This is a genomic window from Deltaproteobacteria bacterium (assembly GCA_016208165.1).
In the GTDB taxonomy this organism is placed as follows: Bacteria; Desulfobacterota; Desulfarculia; order JACQYL01; family JACQYL01; genus JACQYL01.
This window is the reverse complement of sequence record JACQYL010000124.1, coordinates 1-16750: the sequence shown is the minus strand read 5'-3', so window position 1 is coordinate 16750 and position 16750 is coordinate 1. Positions and strand designations below refer to the sequence as shown.

General features: G+C 54.3%; 11 protein-coding genes. 3 read left to right on the top strand and 8 right to left on the bottom strand.

Translation table 11 applies throughout. From position 1 onward, the window contains the following. Positions 1–547: 547 nt before the first annotated feature. From HY788_22620 to HY788_22605, 4 genes are read right to left on the bottom strand one after another with little or no spacing between them, the layout of a single operon-like run. The gene (locus HY788_22620) at positions 548–2980 is read right to left on the bottom strand and encodes a PAS domain S-box protein (protein MBI4776940.1); all 2433 of its coding nucleotides are present in this window, start codon (positions 2978–2980) and stop codon (positions 548–550) included. Next, positions 2961–3362 carry a response regulator gene (locus tag HY788_22615; protein ID MBI4776939.1) on the bottom strand — a complete coding sequence of 134 codons (402 nt, stop codon included), beginning with the start codon at positions 3360–3362 and terminating at the stop codon, positions 2961–2963. Before HY788_22615 ends, HY788_22620 begins: the two co-directional genes overlap by 20 nt. Beyond that, entirely contained in the window at positions 3359–6199 is a 2841-nt protein-coding gene (locus tag HY788_22610) for a PAS domain S-box protein (GenBank protein MBI4776938.1), read from the bottom strand. The genes HY788_22615 and HY788_22610 overlap by 4 nt, the downstream gene beginning before the upstream one ends. A gap of 1 nt (position 6200) precedes the next feature. Further along, a complete protein-coding gene (locus tag HY788_22605; GenBank protein MBI4776937.1) occupies positions 6201–6386 on the bottom strand; it encodes a helix-turn-helix domain-containing protein in 186 nt (61 codons plus the stop codon). 475 nt (positions 6387–6861) lie between these two features. Between HY788_22605 and HY788_22600 the strand changes: the two genes are divergently transcribed. Beyond that, entirely contained in the window at positions 6862–7041 is a 180-nt protein-coding gene (locus HY788_22600) for a hypothetical protein (protein MBI4776936.1), read from the top strand. A gap of 102 nt (positions 7042–7143) precedes the next feature. Here HY788_22600 and HY788_22595 read toward each other — a convergent pair whose 3' ends face one another. From HY788_22595 to HY788_22580, 4 genes are all read right to left on the bottom strand, one after another. Continuing rightward, the gene (locus tag HY788_22595) at positions 7144–7704 is read right to left on the bottom strand and encodes a CBS domain-containing protein (protein MBI4776935.1); all 561 of its coding nucleotides are present in this window, start codon (positions 7702–7704) and stop codon (positions 7144–7146) included. Between the two features lie 877 nt (positions 7705–8581). Then, complete coding sequence (locus HY788_22590) at positions 8582–9640, bottom strand: prolipoprotein diacylglyceryl transferase (GenBank protein MBI4776934.1); 1059 nt, start codon at positions 9638–9640, stop codon at positions 8582–8584. Positions 9641–9759: 119 nt separating this feature from the next. Beyond that, complete coding sequence (locus HY788_22585; GenBank protein MBI4776933.1) at positions 9760–10809, bottom strand: phosphatidylserine decarboxylase; 1050 nt, start codon at positions 10807–10809, stop codon at positions 9760–9762. Next, positions 10766–13237 carry a hypothetical protein gene (locus HY788_22580; GenBank protein MBI4776932.1) on the bottom strand — a complete coding sequence of 824 codons (2472 nt, stop codon included), beginning with the start codon at positions 13235–13237 and terminating at the stop codon, positions 10766–10768. The genes HY788_22585 and HY788_22580 overlap by 44 nt, the downstream gene beginning before the upstream one ends. Before the next feature lie 228 nt (positions 13238–13465). Between HY788_22580 and HY788_22575 the strand changes: the two genes are divergently transcribed. Both HY788_22575 and HY788_22570 read left to right on the top strand, forming a co-directional pair. Beyond that, positions 13466–13930, top strand: coding sequence for a hypothetical protein (locus HY788_22575; GenBank protein ID MBI4776931.1), 465 nt, complete (start codon positions 13466–13468; stop codon positions 13928–13930). Positions 13931–14038: 108 nt separating this feature from the next. Beyond that, entirely contained in the window at positions 14039–16462 is a 2424-nt protein-coding gene (locus HY788_22570) for a PAS domain S-box protein (GenBank protein ID MBI4776930.1), read from the top strand. The last annotated feature ends 288 nt before the right edge of the window (positions 16463–16750 follow it).

Below are 16750 nucleotides of genomic sequence, written 5' to 3'. Positions count from 1 at the left end.
GCGAACACTAACGGCGGTGTCAAGGGAAAAAGTAGCAATATTGGCACTACGTTTTGGGCTTCCGGAAAACCCCACTTTAATGTTTTCAATATGTTACGAGAAGTAAACGACCTTTTTCAGCCTCCAACTGTCAAAGATGAGCTTATCGGGGGTGAGGAGATGGTGACGGTGGATCAATACGCCTACGGTTGGATTGGTCATCGGGTTTACGGAAAGGGAATCAGGCAGGTCGCGCGGGAAACGGAACGTTCCAGGAACACGATCAAGAAGGCGCTGCGGGAAGAATACGAGGGGTACGGTGTCCGCCGGCGCCGGCCTTACCCTATTCCGGGTCCCTATCTAGGAATGATTGATGGTTGGCTGACGGAAGACCGGGATCGACCTTTAAACCGGCGTCATACGGCGGCAGGGTGGCTCGATTACGCCGATCAGAAGGCGGCTCCATTACGGCGATCAAGCAGTGGCCCGATTACGACGATCACGCAATGGCTCCATAGCAGCGATCAACAACACCATCGAAAGAACGATAGAACGCCGAGTAGTCTTTTCATTCCTGGTCCAGCGCCTCCCTGACCTTGGCGGCCAAGTCCCTGTACGAAAACGGTTTTTGAATGAACCGAAATTCCCTGTCAATAACACCTCTATGGCTAATGACATCGGCCGTGTAGCCGGACATATAGAGGCATCTCATCTTCGGGTAAAGCCCAAACACCTGCTGTGCTAATTCACGTCCGTTCATCTCAGGCATGATCACATCAGTTATCAGCAGGGAGATCTCGCCGGCGTGGGCCTTGGCCGTTTGCAGGGCTTCGGAAGGGGTCCGGGCCGTCAAAACCGTATAGTTGAGGTTGGTCAGGAGTTTTTCGGTCAGCGCCAGGATCGTCATTTCGTCCTCGACCACCAGCACCGTTTCGCCCCTGCCCCTGGGGGCTTTTTCGGCATCCTTACGCCGCTTTTCGGCGATATCGCCCGCATGTATGGGCAGGTATATCCTGAATGTCGTACCTTGTCCCGGTTCGCTGTACACATTGATAAAGCCATTGTTCTGTTTGACAATACCATAGACGGTCGCAAGACCTAAGCCGGTTCCCTTCCCAACGTCTTTGGTGGTAAAAAAAGGCTCGAAGATTTTATCCAGGGTCTCGCGGTCCATGCCACAACCGTCATCGCTCACGGCCAACATCACGAAATCGCCCGGCGCGAAACCCGCATGGTCGGCGCAGTATGCCCTATCAAAGGCTACGGCGCCCGTTTCGATAGTGATTTTGCCGACGTCGGCGATGGCGTCCCGGGCATTGACGCACAGGTTGGCCAGCATCTGATCGATCTGGGATGGGTCCATCAAGACCGGCCAGAGACCCTTTCCGGGAAGCCAGACCAGTTCGATGTCTTCCCCGATAAGCCGCCGAAGAATCTTGAGCATGCTTTCCGCAGTGGCGTTCACGTCAAGCACCTCGGGCGCGATGGTTTCCTTGCGGGCAAAGGCCAGCAATTGGCGGGTTATGTCCCTGGAGCGCCCGGCGGCGATGTAAATTTCTCTCAGGTCCTCACGGAGTGGATCGTTCGGCCCCACCTTTTCCAGGGCCAGTTCCGAGTAGCCGATGATGACGCTGAGAATATTATTATAATCGTGGGCCACGCCGCCGGCCAGGCGTCCCACCGACTCCATTTTTTGGGCCTGGTTCAACTGCTTCTGTAGCTGTTCCCGCTCTTCCTCGGCGCGCTTGCGCTCAGTGATGTCCCGCACGGCGGAAAGAATTGCTTTCTGCCCTCCGCCGAAGTCCATGACCGAAGGTGCGATTTCCACTGGAAATTCAGTGCCGTCCCGCCGTTGGTGGCGCCATTCGAAAGGGGCGCCATCCATCATCGACTGCCTGACCCGGTCGGCGGTCCGGTCTTTAAGGTCGGCTGCGGCCAGGTCGCGGGCGGTCATGCCCAATAGTTCCTCGCGGGCATACTGGTAGCGGCGTTCGGCCGATATGTTGGCGTCGAGAAAGCGGCCGTCTTTATCCAGGACATAGAGGGCATCGGCGTTGGCGTCAAAGAGCTGCCGGTAACGCCGAGCTATTTCCTTAACCTCGCTTTCCGCTTTATTTCGGCGGGTCACATCGCGCCCCAGGGCGACGGAACCAACGGGGCTTCCCCGTTCGTCCGTCAGATTGCGCGAATACCAGGAAATGATCCTTGTCTCACCGTCCTTGCGTCGAATGAGTGTCTCAAGATCCTCTACAACCTCCCCTTTTCGGATGATCGCATCGACCTTGGCGGCGATTTGATGGCGATATTTTTCGTTCGGGTACAACCACTCCCATATCTCGCGCCGGCCCACAACCTCTGTGGCGGAGTAGCCGCTAATCTGCTCCGCCGCCTTGTTCCACATCGTCACCTGAGCATTTTCATCCAAAACATTGAACCACACATTGGCATTTTCAATAATACTCTTTAGGTATCGGTTGACGTGCTTCAGTCGTTCCTCTGCCTCGATACGCTTCGCAAGCTCCTTCTGCAGTTCCTTTACTTTCTTGTCCAGCTTCTTCGCCAACCGATGACTGTAACCTTTAAGCGATTCTTTTTCGTTCAAAGCCATTTCCTTGGGCTTGAAACTTCCTTCCCGCGCCTGCTGCGTCACCTCGCTGATAATGCCAAGAAACGCTTCGGGGTCCATGGGTTTGCGGATAAAGCGGTCGGCGCCCAAACTCAGGGCAAACTCCTCATCCTCCTTGTCGGTATAAGTAGCGGTATAAAAAATGAAGGGTATTCTTTTGAATTTCTCGTCTCTTTTGCTTTCCATGCAGAGCCGAAATCCATCCATGACCGGCATCAGAATATCCGATATGATTAAATCGATCTTCTCCCTGCGCATGGCTTCCAAGGCTTTCTCGCCATTGGTCGTTGATAACACGGAATGACCCAACGGCTCGAACAGGGCCTTTAAAAGGGAACGGTTGGCGGCGTTGTCATCAACGATCAAAACGTTCATTGTCTTTTGCTCCCATACTGTTTGACAGATACGCTCGAATTCGGGCGATAAATTCTTCCGGGACGATGGGTTTTTCCATGTATCCGGAGCAACCCGCTCCCAGTGCCTGTTTCCGGTCGCCGGACATGGCGTAGGAGGTCAGAGCGATAATGGGAATGTCGTTCCCTGTCTTTGATCCGCGGATACGCCGAGTGACTTCCAGCCCGTTGATATCGGGCAGCTGGATGTCCACAATAATGAGATCGGGCTCTTGGCAGGCGGCCGCGGCCACCCCTTCCTCACCGGTCGACGCTTCGATGGTATCAATTCCAAATTTCTCCAGAAGAAAACGGATCATGTAGCGGTTGTTCTCGTTGTCTTCTATGATGAGCACCTTTTTCATGTCTTGCCTCGAAAGTCGCCTTCGGCCATGAATACAGCGCTGTCTTCATCAACGGCCAAAGGCAGAACCGCAGTGAAAACGCTTCCTTTTCCGAGCCGGCTCCGGACGAGTATTTCACCACCCAAAAGGTTGGCCAGTTTCTGGGAAAGATACAGCCCCAGCCCGGTTCCCTCAAAGCTTTTGGTCAATTCCATGCCCACTTGCTGGAAAGGCTGAAAAAGCCGTTTCAAGTTTTCTTCGCCGATCCCGATTCCGGTGTCGGCAACCTTGATTTCCAGCATGTCGTTTTTCAGCTTTCTGACGGTGATTTTAATTTCACCTTCCTCCGTGTACTTCACGGCATTGCTCAACAGATTCAGCAGGATTTGCTTCATTCTTCGCCGGTCGGTTCGTGGCGTTATCCGCCCTGAAAGCCGGCTGTGCAGGGAAAGTCCTTTATCACGGATTTGGGGCTCGAAATTATCGATCACTTCCTTTGCCAGTTCGCGAAGATCAAATGATTCGACCTCGGGAGATACCTTCCCCGCCTCAATCTTGGAGATATCCAAAATATCGTTGATCATGGAAAGCAGATGCTGTCCGTTGGTTTTCACCATTTGCAGTTGTTTTCTCTGTTCGGGATTCAGTTCGCCGGTCAGGCCCATCAACAGGATGCCGGTAAAACCGATGATGGAATTGAGCGGCGTGCGAAGCTCATGGCTCATGCTGGCCAGAAAAACGGATTTCACACGCTCGACGTCCCGGGCTTTCTCCAAGGCGACGGACAGATCAGCGGTTCGCCTGGCAACGAGTTGTTCGAGCTCGGTCGCGTACTTACTGAGTTGTTCGTGCAGAATGGCGTTGTTCAAACCGGAGGCGATCTGACTGGCGAGCGTTTCCAAAAAAGCGGACTGTTGCTCGAAATCGCGCTCAATCCGACCGGCGAGACCGAGGACGCCGATAATCTCGTCCCCAATGCACAGGGGCAGGGCGGCCAAGGAGCGCAGCCCGGCCTGCTTGCACTCCTCCCAAGTGCAGCGCGGGTCTCGAAAAATATCCCGCGAGTAGATCGCCTGCCCCTTACCCACGGCCAAACCGCATATGCACTCGCCCACACGGTGAACTGGAAAATTGTCTATAATCCTCGCTTCGCTTTGGGGACCGAGTCCGGCTACCTGAAGGTGGTCCCCCTCTCGCACGAGAACGAAGGCAAGGTCGGATCGGACGCTGCGCAAGACCTCTTCAATGGAGGCTGAAACCACATCATCCATGGAGAGCGTCCGGCTGACGGCTCGCCCCAAGGCATTGAGGGCAGCCAGTTCCTCCGAGCGCCTGCGGATTTCATCTTCCGCCTGCTTGCGCTCGGTGATGACCTCAGAGAATAGGATGACTCCCCCGATTTCACCCGTGGTTTCATGCCAGGGACGGATTTCCCAGCGCACCCAATCCATGCGGCCGTCCCGGCGTAAGAACGGATCTTCGGCCGCTTTTTCGATTCCCCCGGCCAGGCAGCGGCGGTGAATCTTCTTCCAATGTTCAGGAATTTCTGGAAATACGTCGTAATGAGACCGCCCGGTCAAGTCTTGCTCGCCTAGGTCGTAATCACTCAGAAAACGGCGGCTGGCGACAATGTAATTCAGCTTGCGATCAAACATGGCGATGGCTGCCGGGGAGTTTTCCACGAACAGACGCAGCAATTTTTCGTTCTGCCGGAGCCTCTCTTCCGCCCGCTTTCTCTCGGTGATATCAATACCTACCCCAAGAAGACAGGTCCGTCCCCCAATCGCGATTCTATTGCCCGTGAAGAAGTAAGGTGTGCGGGCGCCGTCCTTCGAGGCGAAATCCGCTTCCACCGAAGAAGCGCCTTTCTCAAAGACCTCCTGGATGCGCTTTGCCAGCAATTCTTTTTCCCCACCGGCGAAAAAGTCCAATGGGCGCATCCTGGAGATTTCCGCGCCGGTGTAGCCGGTAACGCGCTCGAAGTTTTGGTTCCACCGCAAGAACTGGCGATGCCCATCATAGAGATAGAAAACGCCCGGCAGGTTGTCGAGGATCGCATTGGAAAAGTCGCGTTCCTGCTGCAGCGCTTCTTCCATCCGCTTTTGTTCAGTGACGTCGAAAACCAGGGAGTAGAGAAGATTGTGTTCCCCCATATGGATCGGACCGCTGTAAACCTGGACATCTCGCATCGCGCCGTCGGCCAACCGGTGCTTGAATTCGAAATAATGCCGCAGATTGGACTGTGCCGCGTTCATCTGCTCACGAATCTGATCGGGGGACAAGGTATTGATGTCAGCGATATTCATTCGCGAAAGGGCTTCTTTGGACCAGCCGTAATAGGCGCAGGCCGCCGGGTTGGCGTCCACGATGGCCCCGTTGGCCGGATCGATAATCAGCATAACTGCGTGGTGGTTATTGAACAGCCCGCGGTACCGGGCTTCATTTTCAGCCACGGACCGGCGCTCTTTGTGCCCATGGACTTCCTCGTGGCGTTTTAGTTCCTTTGAAAGGCGCCGTGTCCTTAAAAGAGAGGCCACACGCATGTGTAGCTCCCCTTCCTGAACGGGGGTAAAGATCGCCTCGTCGACAATCGGCTGGATGCCGGCTTTCAGCAGGCCAGCCTCCTCCTTCGCAACCACCATCAGAACTGGAAGGAACACCTTCTTTTCAGCTTCTGTTCGCGCAACAAGCGCGTCACACAGGCGTTTCAGAAAAAGGCTGTCGGAGATGCACAGATCGAAACCGCCATCCAACTCGTCATCCTTTTCAGGCGATCGAATGTAGTATTCGCCCTTCAAATGGTCTTCGATCAGCCGCCGGTCATGGACGTTGCTTATCAACAGAAGAATGGTATCCATGTCATCTTCCTTCATTGTTGGACCATCGAAGCAGGGCCTGCCTGTGAAAACGCCAGTCTTTTCCCATTTTGAAAGCCGGGATGTCACCCCGCCGAGCCATTCGACGGATGGTCTCCACATGGGCCCTAAGAAGGTCGGCTGCCTCCTTGGCGTTCAGTACGTCCTTCATATCGCTTTCCACGATCATTACATTTTGACTCAGAAGACGCTCGCATTGTGATGCCCTTCCGGTATGCGCCCACTCTATTAAAAAATGCAGCCCGACTCTTTCTACTATGCCAAACTCTTGAGTTGAATTGAATTGAGTTTGACTCCATGCGGTAACGATGTCAAGCTGGTCTTCGACAGTTAGAAAGGAATAGCGTAGACAAATTAGAAAAGAGTGAGAAGAATACCTCAGGCTCAACGAACGAGGGGCCAAAGCCGTGAAAATCGACCGTGGGTCGGTTTAGCGGGCCGAGCATATCGCGGAGAAGGCGCCGGAACCGGCGGAAAAAATGGCGACATGATCGCAGCTCGAGATCGTGAGTCTTGCGATAAGGCTGCGAGGGAAAGGATGATTGAGGGTAGGAATCGGCTAAGCTCTCCGGAAAATCTACCGGAGGGCTCCAAAGGCGACTTCCGCGACCAAGCCCGTTGAGGCGGCGGGGAGTTGAGGACGCATGGCCGACCAAGCCACCATGCTGATCGAGAAAGGTATGCGGGACTTGCTGAACGCGGTGGACCACAAGAAGGGAAACGCCCTATCCGTCCGTCGCGATATCAGGGCAATATCCCTGGAGGTATTTCTCCGCCATTCCATTTCCCATACATCCACAACCAGCCCGTGTTCAACCCAATAGAATACTTCCGCTCTGATTCCCTCCTTAGTGCCGACTTATTCATTATGATGTCGGACTCTATCTTACCGGAAAAATCCGTTGTCGGGTGTACCGACATTTCGTCTAATCTTTAAGGCCACACGCTTTTATAGCGTCGCAGATTGCGGCGAAAACGTCGCTGAGCCGCAAGATGCCCACTATTTCCGACTTGCGGGTCACCAGCAGGGACTGATGCTTCCCCAGGACAAGCTGGTGAATGGCCTGATTCAAAGTGGCTTCTTCCTCGACATGCTCGCCCTCTGTAGGCTCATACATGAATTCCTTCACTTTTAGAGCAGCGGCTTTCCTGCAGATATCGCTCATCGCCGAGCTCCAGAGATCGTAATTGGCCATCAAGGATTTGATAAATTCCTTGGTCAGGCCGGAATGGGCCAAGCCTTCCCGCTTCATCAACTGTTCATATTTGGGTTCGAGGGCCTTGAGCACATCCAGTTGACTGATTTTGCCGATAACTTGTTTGTCGTGGTTCAAGACCAGCAATGCGCGGTGGCGATCCCGGGTCTGATCGAAGGCCGCTTGCGCTTTTTCCAGAGCCATAACCGCTTCAAACAACGTGGCGTCTTCAGAGACGGTGGCGTACTCTGAAAGGGGGACCATGAAGTCTCTTACCTTGTGCGATTTCACCGTATCACTCTCCTCCCCGAAAGGTACTTTACTTAGCCATACCCGATAAACTCGTAAGAAGTCGAAAACAGCCGTTTCCCGTTATTCCGTCGAAAGCCGGAACCCACTAATTTCAAATACTTCTGGATGCCGGATCAAGTCCGGCATGACGACCCGGGGACTTTTTACGAAGGCATCATACCGGTTTTCCGTCATGATAAAGCAAACAATATGCCAGACGATTCATTACGGCAAGAAGCGGAAACATCCTGGAAATAAAGGTGTTTTTCAAGCCGGACCGTATGAAGAGGAAAGTGGGAGCCGGTGATTGTGGCGGTTTCTTTTACAGTGTGTAAAATGGTTTTAAGGCCCTCGTTTTTTCTCACGACTTTACGACCATCCGCTTAGCCGGGGCTAGCCGGTGAAGCGCTCGGTTGATAGGGTTGAGGTTGATCAAAGCAGGGGAATGAATGAGCCTGCCCGCCGAACTAGAATTCAAAAGGTCCCCATCCTCTCAGCCTAGTCGATCTCCCCCATTGTCACACATACTCTATGGTTTCGATATCGCCTCGACACCCAAAGCCGATCCGAATCGGATATACTCTTCGCAATGACATAATTTCATACTACATCCTTCCGTTGTTTTCCGGGAAACTCGGACTTTTTCCAACACAATAGCCGCAGAACGATCGACCGATGCGGCTATGCCCAAGTTCTATGGCGGAAGTCCCGAGAAGAATTCATTGGTCTTGTTCTTCTCCGGACGACGGATGTAAAGCCCACGTTCTGGTGTATGACATCGATGAATCGATTCATCAAGACATTCAGGAATTACGGGAAAACATCTTCCAGCTGACGGCGTACCTGAACGAGAAATCTCGATCTTCCCGCCTCACGTTCATACTTCGCTTTGCACGACGTGAAACCGGATCGTAGAGGCAGTGACTTTGCTTCGTCCGTAATATACCAGGATGATCAACCACAGGGCTTCGAGGCCCAAGAGCGGAGCCGGATTCCACAACCCGGACAGGCCCACCACGACATCGGGAGTGAGCGCCGGGGGGGCCGGAGCCCAAAGCGCCGTTAAACCACCATAAACCACGGCTCCCGCGGCCATCCACTGATAGGCCGTTACCTTGCCTCCACCCCTGAAATCGTCACGCAGCGTTTCCGAGTAGGCCCTCCAGCCTTGGGTGACGAGGATCACCAACAGAAAAGCGCAGGTGAACCAACCTCGCAAAAACAGATAGAACCCGATCAGCCCCACACCCACGCAAATGCCCGAGGTCAGGGCCTGTACCGGTATGACGGGCCGGCCCGCCGGACCGCCGGCATAAGCGATCTTCTTGGTGTCCCCGGTGAAAACAAAACCGCGGTTGCGGAAAAGCCGGCGGATCAAGGGGGAACAAGCGTCCAGCGGCTTGCCGTAACAGCACCCGAAGCTGATGCACGCCAGACGGCCCAGTCCTTCGCCGAAAGCGTACGACACGGCTACCGCAGCCAGGATCGGCATCACGAAGGACCCCCGACGCTCGAGCAAGGCGTCCGTCCCCAGTATCAACCACGGGCAGAGCACCAACCCCACGAAGGAGGCGCCGGCCACCGTCAGGGTCTGGGGCTTCTTCTCCACCAGCCGCGCCACCAACTTCGAAGCCGGCACACAGACCGCCAGCAGCAACAGCGGCGCCGAAAGCGTCTCGAGGACTCCCATTCGGACCGAACCCAACATCACCAACATCACACTCAGGGCCGCGGTAAAGGCGCAAGCTTGAAAGAATCCATAATACGTAATATTGAGGCCCCGCCACCAGCCCTGTTCGTTTTTGGCAAGGGGCATGGTCGCCAAAACCTGCCATCGCTCTCCGGGCAGCACCCGGCAACTCCATACCAAAATCACGATGTAGGCCAAGGCCATGCCGCCTACGAGGATTTCATCGATCATCATTCGTTTCCCCACGGACCCCGTCCACCCTGTCCGGACCAGGGTTCAGTCCGGCGCAAGCCGGAATGTGCCAATTTGGGAAGTCTTGGAAGGGATTTCGGGAACCGTTCTTCCAGAACGGTTCCCGAAACCAACTATAAGAGTTCCCCATACGTTTCCGCCGTCGCTGCGGGCGCAACAGCCGCCCGGCCGATTTGGGATCGGACCGTTAATTCGGTTTCCACCATCGGTGCTCCCAACAGGTGGGTAAACCTGCTCGATACACCCGTCAGAGAGCGGTATTTCAGCAAATCCCGGTCCCATTGGATCCGATCCGGTTGAAACAGCAGAATCACGGTGCTGCTGCCCGGCAGGAACAGGCTCTTGGGCCGTCCCTTCTCGAGAAACATGCCCGGCCTGACGGGCACGGGGTTTTCATACTTGTACCTGCTATAGCACTGACGGATCTTGCCCACCATCAGCGCCACCACCTCGATCATGGCCACGAGGCCCACGCCGCTTCCTCCGGCGACCTGTGTATCGAATAGGGTGATCGCTCTTTTGTTTTTCGAATAGGGAGTCACCATGTTGACAATGCTCCCCGGATTGCACGAGTGATGATTTCCGTCCAATTCGTAGACGTCTTCCACCCGGCCCGTCACTGGGGTATGGTTATAGTGGTACTTGTCCGGCGTCAGCCGGAAGATGGCGAAATCGCCCCCGGCGAAAGCCTCCAGCCATCGGTCCTTGTCGCTTCCCAGGAGATCGAGATAGTCGAAGAATTTCCCTTTTACGTAGAGAGCCGACGTTTTCTCCAACGAGCCGATCAGGACGCGGGAATCCGCCGGTGAGACCACCACATGGGGATCCTTGCTCATGGGCCGGCACTCCCAATAGCGGATCTTGCGAGTGAACAACTTGCCGGGAGTGTCCAGGCGTTCCGGCTCGTCCAGACAATGGGTCACATCCACTCCCCACTGGCGCATCAGCCTTCTGGCGCACCCGAGCTTGGACGAAAGAAGAGGCTCGAAGTTCAGGTACCCAAGGACACTCGAGCTTCTGGCGCTCGTCAGGGCTCTAAAAACCAAGGGGGCGTTTTCCCATACTTCCGAGTATAGGAAGTTTACGATCCGGTCCCCCATCGGACGCTCGGAACAGATCCTACCGGTGCGCCTGTCTATGTATTGGTGCGTGGGCATCCTCATACGGCCTGTCTCCTCTCCCCTCGGGGGGGATCGCGCTTTGGGACGCTTTCAAAGACGCTTGCTGGATGATGATCAGCAGCAGGTTGATCAATCGGATCAGCTCCTCATCGGATACGGTTTCGGACAGCACTTCTTTACTTACGGACCTGAGGAAGTTCAGCGAAGACCTTCCTCCGAGAACGCGGCTCAGCGCTTCCCTGAGGCCCGATTCCTTGAATCCTTCATCCGATGCCGCAGCGGCCAGAGCTTGTTCGAGAAAGCTCAGCGCTTCTTCCATATGCTGCAGGCGAAGTCCCTGCCGGTAGTAGCGCTCGGTCTCCCGGTTGAATTCGACCGCATTGATCTCAATGGGGTTTCGCGCTTTGAATGTTCCCATGGAGCCATCGGCGAGCCGGCCGCAGGCCGAGTATTCCCCGGGAAGTTCCAATCGCAGCCGGAGGTCTTCGAAGGTAGCTCCAAGCCCGGAGGATTCGATCAAACCCGCTGCTTCCCCGACCAGCCATTGCACAAGCGTTCGGCGGTATTCTTCGAGCTGCACCCTCAGGAAACCCGGATATCTCCTGCTGGGACGGACTCCCGGAACCCTTTTCAGCAGGCTGCGCAGGATCAGGTTTTCCGTGTCCACGCGGACGTAGAACGTCGGCAGACCGATGGCTGCCGCGAAAAAGACCTGCCGCCTTTCACTTTCGACTTCCGGGCTGTCCGGTATTTGGTGATGATTGAGACGTCCGGCGCCGATGAGTTGGAAAGCCAGACAGGTCAACAGATTCTGCAAGTCCACAGCCGGCGCCAAATCCCTTCTGAATCCCGCGAACTGGCTGTATATGCGGCCCTCGAACCCCGAAAATCCCTTCTTCAGAAACTCCCGGAGCCGGTAGGGCAGATAGACCGGCATCTGGGAGTCGAAGACGCCCAGATCAACCAAGTCGCGCTTCAGACGTTCCTCGTTGCCGAGACGCCCGTCCAGGGCGGGCGAACGATCCGTGCTCATGACGCCTACCAGATAGTCGAGAAGTCTGAAATCCGGCACGAAGTCGCCCTTCAAGCTTAAGAAACGGCTGAGCAGGCCGTCCACCCAAGGCGGACCGAAAGGAGTGAGCCTGACGCCGAAAGGACGGACTTTGATGTGCGCCTTCTTCTTCCAACGGCGCCAGATCATGCGCAGATGGGTATAGTCCAGTTGATAGGGCAGGAAGGAAAGGACGCGTTCGGGATGGAAGTCTCCGAAATCGAGACGGTAGGGAGCGGCGCTGTAGGCGCCGACGAAGAGGGGCAGGAAGTGCTCCACAAATTTTATGACCAGGTCTCCGAAATACTTCTCGTGCGCCGGCAGGAAACCCGAGGAATCATCGGACAACGCACGCGTCAGCATGCGACTTCCCAGACTGATGTGGGCGCCGTTGTTCAAAAGGCTGCTGTTGGAAGAGGTGGGCAATACCACTAGATTGGTGTTGATAATGCCGGCCTCCTTCAGCCTGCCCAGAGCGTTGAGTTGGGCCCTGGACATTACTTGATGGCACAAATGCATGTATCTGTGTTTGTCTTCGCCCCGGTCCCATCCTGAAAGGCACGGATTCATGAACAATTCCCGATAAAAGGAATCAGTGATGATGTCATTGAGCGCCTTCTGCCGTATGGGCGGGTGCGGGGAAAAATAGACCAGCACCTTTTGTCCCGTGGCCAGGAGGCCGAATCTCCTTCCCGCGTATTGAACCAGAAGCTGGATCAATAGAAATCTCAGGGCCGATTCCGCAGCCACGGCCGCCCCCATGCCTTCGCCGACGCTTAAAGGGATCACATGGAACGAGTGGGTCTCAGGGGAGGTGTTATCGCTCTGGAAATGATTCAAAAGCCTGGTTGCGATGCTCCTGATCAAAGGCGGCGCATCGTGTTGGATCCCGACCACGTCCGCCAGCGCCAGTTTCAGTAAATAGCTGACCGGCACGCGTAAGTGGGCTTCGCCATGGCTGAAAAAAAGAAACCGCCCGACGTCGGCGCGCAGGCCGGATTCAGGATCCCTCTTGTCGCAACGGAGGTCCTCATCCAATACCTTGGAGGCCGGTTCGGAGAGACAACGCTGACGGAATCGCACCCAACTGCTCTCCCACACGTTGGCCGGATTTTCGGACAGCCACCGTTCTAAATCGCTGATCACTTTCCGGGGCAGTTCGCCCCTTTGATGGCGCTTGATTATATTCTGAAAATAGTTCGATTCTTCGATGATCCGGGGCAGGTCGACGCAGTCTCTGGATCCGATCACCACGGTCTGCATCTCGTTTTCGACACCGCAAGTGGCGTCTTCAGGCGAGAATGGGAATGTGGAGGCCCTTTTTTCCGGAGACGACGGATCGACTCCCAGCCGCGCCAATATGTGCTTTGGCGACCGTCTTCCTCCGTATGGCCAACCTCGCAAGGGAACAGTACTCATAGGCCTTCCGCATGTTTTATGGATTGGGTGTCCGGAACCGTCTGAATTCGGAGGGTTCCGTTTTCCCTGTCCGTCACAACGGCGGACAGGGATCGTTGCCTTCCACAAATAGAAGAAATTCATGTCCGTTTCATGTCAAAGGTGTGAAAAAACGTTCAAGATACGGTCTTCTTCGGGTATCCATTCAGGGAGTATCAAGAGAGACCTTTTGGAACCATCGATTCGGAAATGGTCAAACGAACCGGCCAGAATCTGGTCCTGAAGTTGGGTTACGCTCTCGTTCGAAACGGGAACGGGCATAGTGAAGCGAATAGCCTCTACCATTCTTTACATGAAGCGCAGAAAGTGGCGACAGGCGCGTTGAGCGTGGAAAAGCTGCCCATGATGCAGGAATTTGTGGACATTGTCGAACAGCCCAGCCTGAACATCGTCTACCAGCCCATAGTGGATCTCCGGGCGCTGGAGCCCTTGGGCTGGGAGGCCCTGGCAAGAGGTCCCGAGGACAGCGTTTTTCATTCTCCTGCCGCGCTGTCCGAGTTTGCGGAAGAATTCGGTTTCCTTTTTCAACTGGAACGGGTGTACCGGCCGGCTTCATCTACGCGGACATCGACAATCTCAATCAGATTTCAGCCCACAAACTTAAAGAATTTTTCCTGGCAGGCCAATAACGGTTTCGTGTACATAGTTGTATAATCTGTATAACGGTGAACTAGGATTTTTCCATCCTCTCGGCCAAAGGCCGCGTGGCTACTTATGCTTTGGCCGGCATACGGACGGTGATCGATTGGGATCGATTCGGCTTTGATTATACTACCTCACAGAATCCGTCTTCTTACGCTTTCGACCGAACTCGGTCCGTGGACAAAATGGGGTCTGTTTCTATTCGTATTTTCCCTCTACTGGCTCGCCTTCCCCTGGATGATCGAACTATGGGGACTTCCCTATCGAGTGCTTCCCATCAGTTACATTTTTTTGGCTGCGCTTCTGTGGGGAATGAAGAAAGGCCTCCTCCTCACGGCCGCCGCCGTTCCTGCGTCCATCGTCATCTTGAAAGCATGGGGTTACGAGTACATGGGAGGGTTTATCGTCCCGGTGATGGCTTTTGGAGTAGCCGCCATCATCGGACGAATGTCGGACCTGAGCAGGGAACTGGGTGAAGAACTAGCCGCAAGGCTAGGCATCGAACAAGAGATCGAAGAACATCGCGAACATCTGGAAACGCTGGTGAAACAGCGAACCCAGGAATTGCTCGACTCAAAAACACGGCTTGAAGCAGAAATCGCCGAACGGGTGAAAACGGAAGAAAGACTGGAGGAGTCGGAAGCTTTCTACCGATCGCTGGTTGAATCGTCGTTTGAAGCGATCTGCGTGTTTCAGGACGGCAAAACAAGGTACGCCAATCAGAAGGCGATGGAAGCAAGTGGATATTCCTGGGAAGAAATGCAGTCCATACCGTTTCTTCAAATCGTTCACCCGGAGGACCGGGAGCGGGCGTTGGAAAGCCATATGAAACGCCTGCGAGGAGAGAACCCTCCCCAGGGGTTGCAGCTGCGCATTATTACCAAAAACGGCGGGGTACGGTGGATAGAAAACAACGGGTCCCTGATCAGTTGGCAGGGGAGACCCGCGACACTGAATATGTTGAATGACATCACCGAGCGCAGGCTGGCAGGAGAAAGCCTGCAAAAATCCGAGGAACGCTACAAGGACCTGTTCAACAGTATCAGTGACTGGATTTGCACCCACGACCTCGAGGGACGCATACTCACGATCAATGACAGCGCTTTGCACGCGCTCGGATACGAACGCGATCAGATCATCGGCATGTCCATGAGCGAGCTGATGAAACCGGAATACAGAGAGGCCTTTTACTCGGATTATCTGCGCCGCATCAAAACGAAGGGATTTGCCGAAGGAGTAGTGAGCTACAGATCCAGACAGGGCGAGTCGTTTATCATCGAATACAGAAATACGCTGCTGGATACCAAGAAGGGAGAGGTCCTTGTCAGCGGTGTCGGCCGCGACATCACTCGTCAATGGCGTCAGAACAAACAAATGCAGAAACTATCGGATCAGCTCAGACAGGCTCAGAAAATGGAGGCCATTGGAACCATAGCAGGAGGAGTTGCCCACGAATTCAACAATATCCTGGGGGCCATTCTCGGATTCACGGAATTGGCCATCATGAACAACCAACGAGGGAAAAGCAACGCCGCTCAACTGGAGATGGTATTGAAAGCATCGGACAGAGCCAAAAACCTCGTCAACCAAATTCTGACCTTCAGCCGAAAAACCGAGGTGAATCTCGAACCCTTGGACCTGAATGTTCAAGTGAAACACGCGGCCAACATATTGGAGAAGACCATTCCAAGAATGATTCAGATCGAGATTCGACCCTCAGAGACGGACTGCCTGATCATGGGAAACGCCAACCAGATCGAGCAAATCCTGTTGAACCTCGGCGCCAATGCGGCCGACGCCATGCCCTTGGGTGGACGGCTGGTGTTTGAAACAAAAAAAGTGACGGTAGGACTAGAAGATGATGAAACCTATCCGGATATCGAGCCGGGCGAATATGTGCGGCTGTCCGTTTCAGACACCGGAACCGGCATGGATCGGAAAACGCTCGATCAGATGTTCGATCCTTTCTTCACCACCAAAGAAGTTGGAAAGGGCACCGGTTTGGGCCTGTCCACTACCTTCGGTATCGTGAGAAGCCACGGAGGCCATATTCACTGCCGCAGCAAACTCAAGAAAGGTACAACGTTCGACATCCTTTTTCCCGCTCCCAAACAGATCAAGGCTACATCCGAAAAACAGGCTTTTGTGATGGAGGAAATCCCCGGAGGAAACGAGACCATCCTGCTTGTGGATGACGAAGAAGCGTTGCGGGAGATTGGAAAAGAAGTCCTTTCCAGACAAGGCTACACGACCATAGCAGCAAGAAGCGGGGAAGAAGCACTGGAGATTTATCGGGAAAAAGGAGCCGATATCGATCTGGTGATTCTAGACCTGAACATGCCCGGAATGGGTGGGTACAACTGCCTGCTGCGGCTGAAGGAAATCGATCCCAATACCAGAGTTGTCATTGCCACCGGTTATTCCAAGGACGTACGGCACAGCCAACTTTTTCAGGCAGGAACGGCCGCATTCATTGCAAAGCCCTTCGGAAGCTCCGAATTGCTCAAGATCGTCAGAACCGCACTCGATCGGCGCCGACCATAATACCAATGCCATGTCGAAACACAAAGCACCCTCACCCGGGACCTTGTTTCACTAATTCTTCTACTACGATTCGGATTTGGGATCTTCGATCCTAACGATTCGCAGGGAAGGCCTTTGGAGAGTTCCCCCCTGTGAATCATTGCGATTTTCAGACAGGAGTTTCAGAGATAAGCCTTCGCGATACGGAAATTAATAATAGTTTCAATCGGTTACATAATATGTACCCGTAGAACCTACCTTGTTACCCCTCTCTACATGACCTAACTGCCTTATTTTTGTTATCATAAT

Bases quoted from the DNA above. Each gene is read 5' to 3' on its own strand.
- HY788_22620 (MBI4776940.1), bottom strand. From the start codon at position 2,980: ATGAACGTTTTGATCGTTGATGACAACGCCGCCAACCGTTCCCTTTTA.
- HY788_22615 (MBI4776939.1), bottom strand. From the start codon at position 3,362: ATGAAAAAGGTGCTCATCATAGAAGACAACGAGAACAACCGCTACATG.
- HY788_22610 (MBI4776938.1), bottom strand. From the start codon at position 6,199: ATGGATACCATTCTTCTGTTGATAAGCAACGTCCATGACCGGCGGCTG.
- HY788_22605 (MBI4776937.1), bottom strand. From the start codon at position 6,386: ATGATCGTGGAAAGCGATATGAAGGACGTACTGAACGCCAAGGAGGCA.
- HY788_22600 (MBI4776936.1), top strand. From the start codon at position 6,862: ATGGCCGACCAAGCCACCATGCTGATCGAGAAAGGTATGCGGGACTTG.
- HY788_22585 (MBI4776933.1), bottom strand. From the start codon at position 10,809: ATGAGGATGCCCACGCACCAATACATAGACAGGCGCACCGGTAGGATC.
- HY788_22580 (MBI4776932.1), bottom strand. From the start codon at position 13,237: ATGAGTACTGTTCCCTTGCGAGGTTGGCCATACGGAGGAAGACGGTCG.
- HY788_22575 (MBI4776931.1), top strand. From the start codon at position 13,466: ATGGTCAAACGAACCGGCCAGAATCTGGTCCTGAAGTTGGGTTACGCT.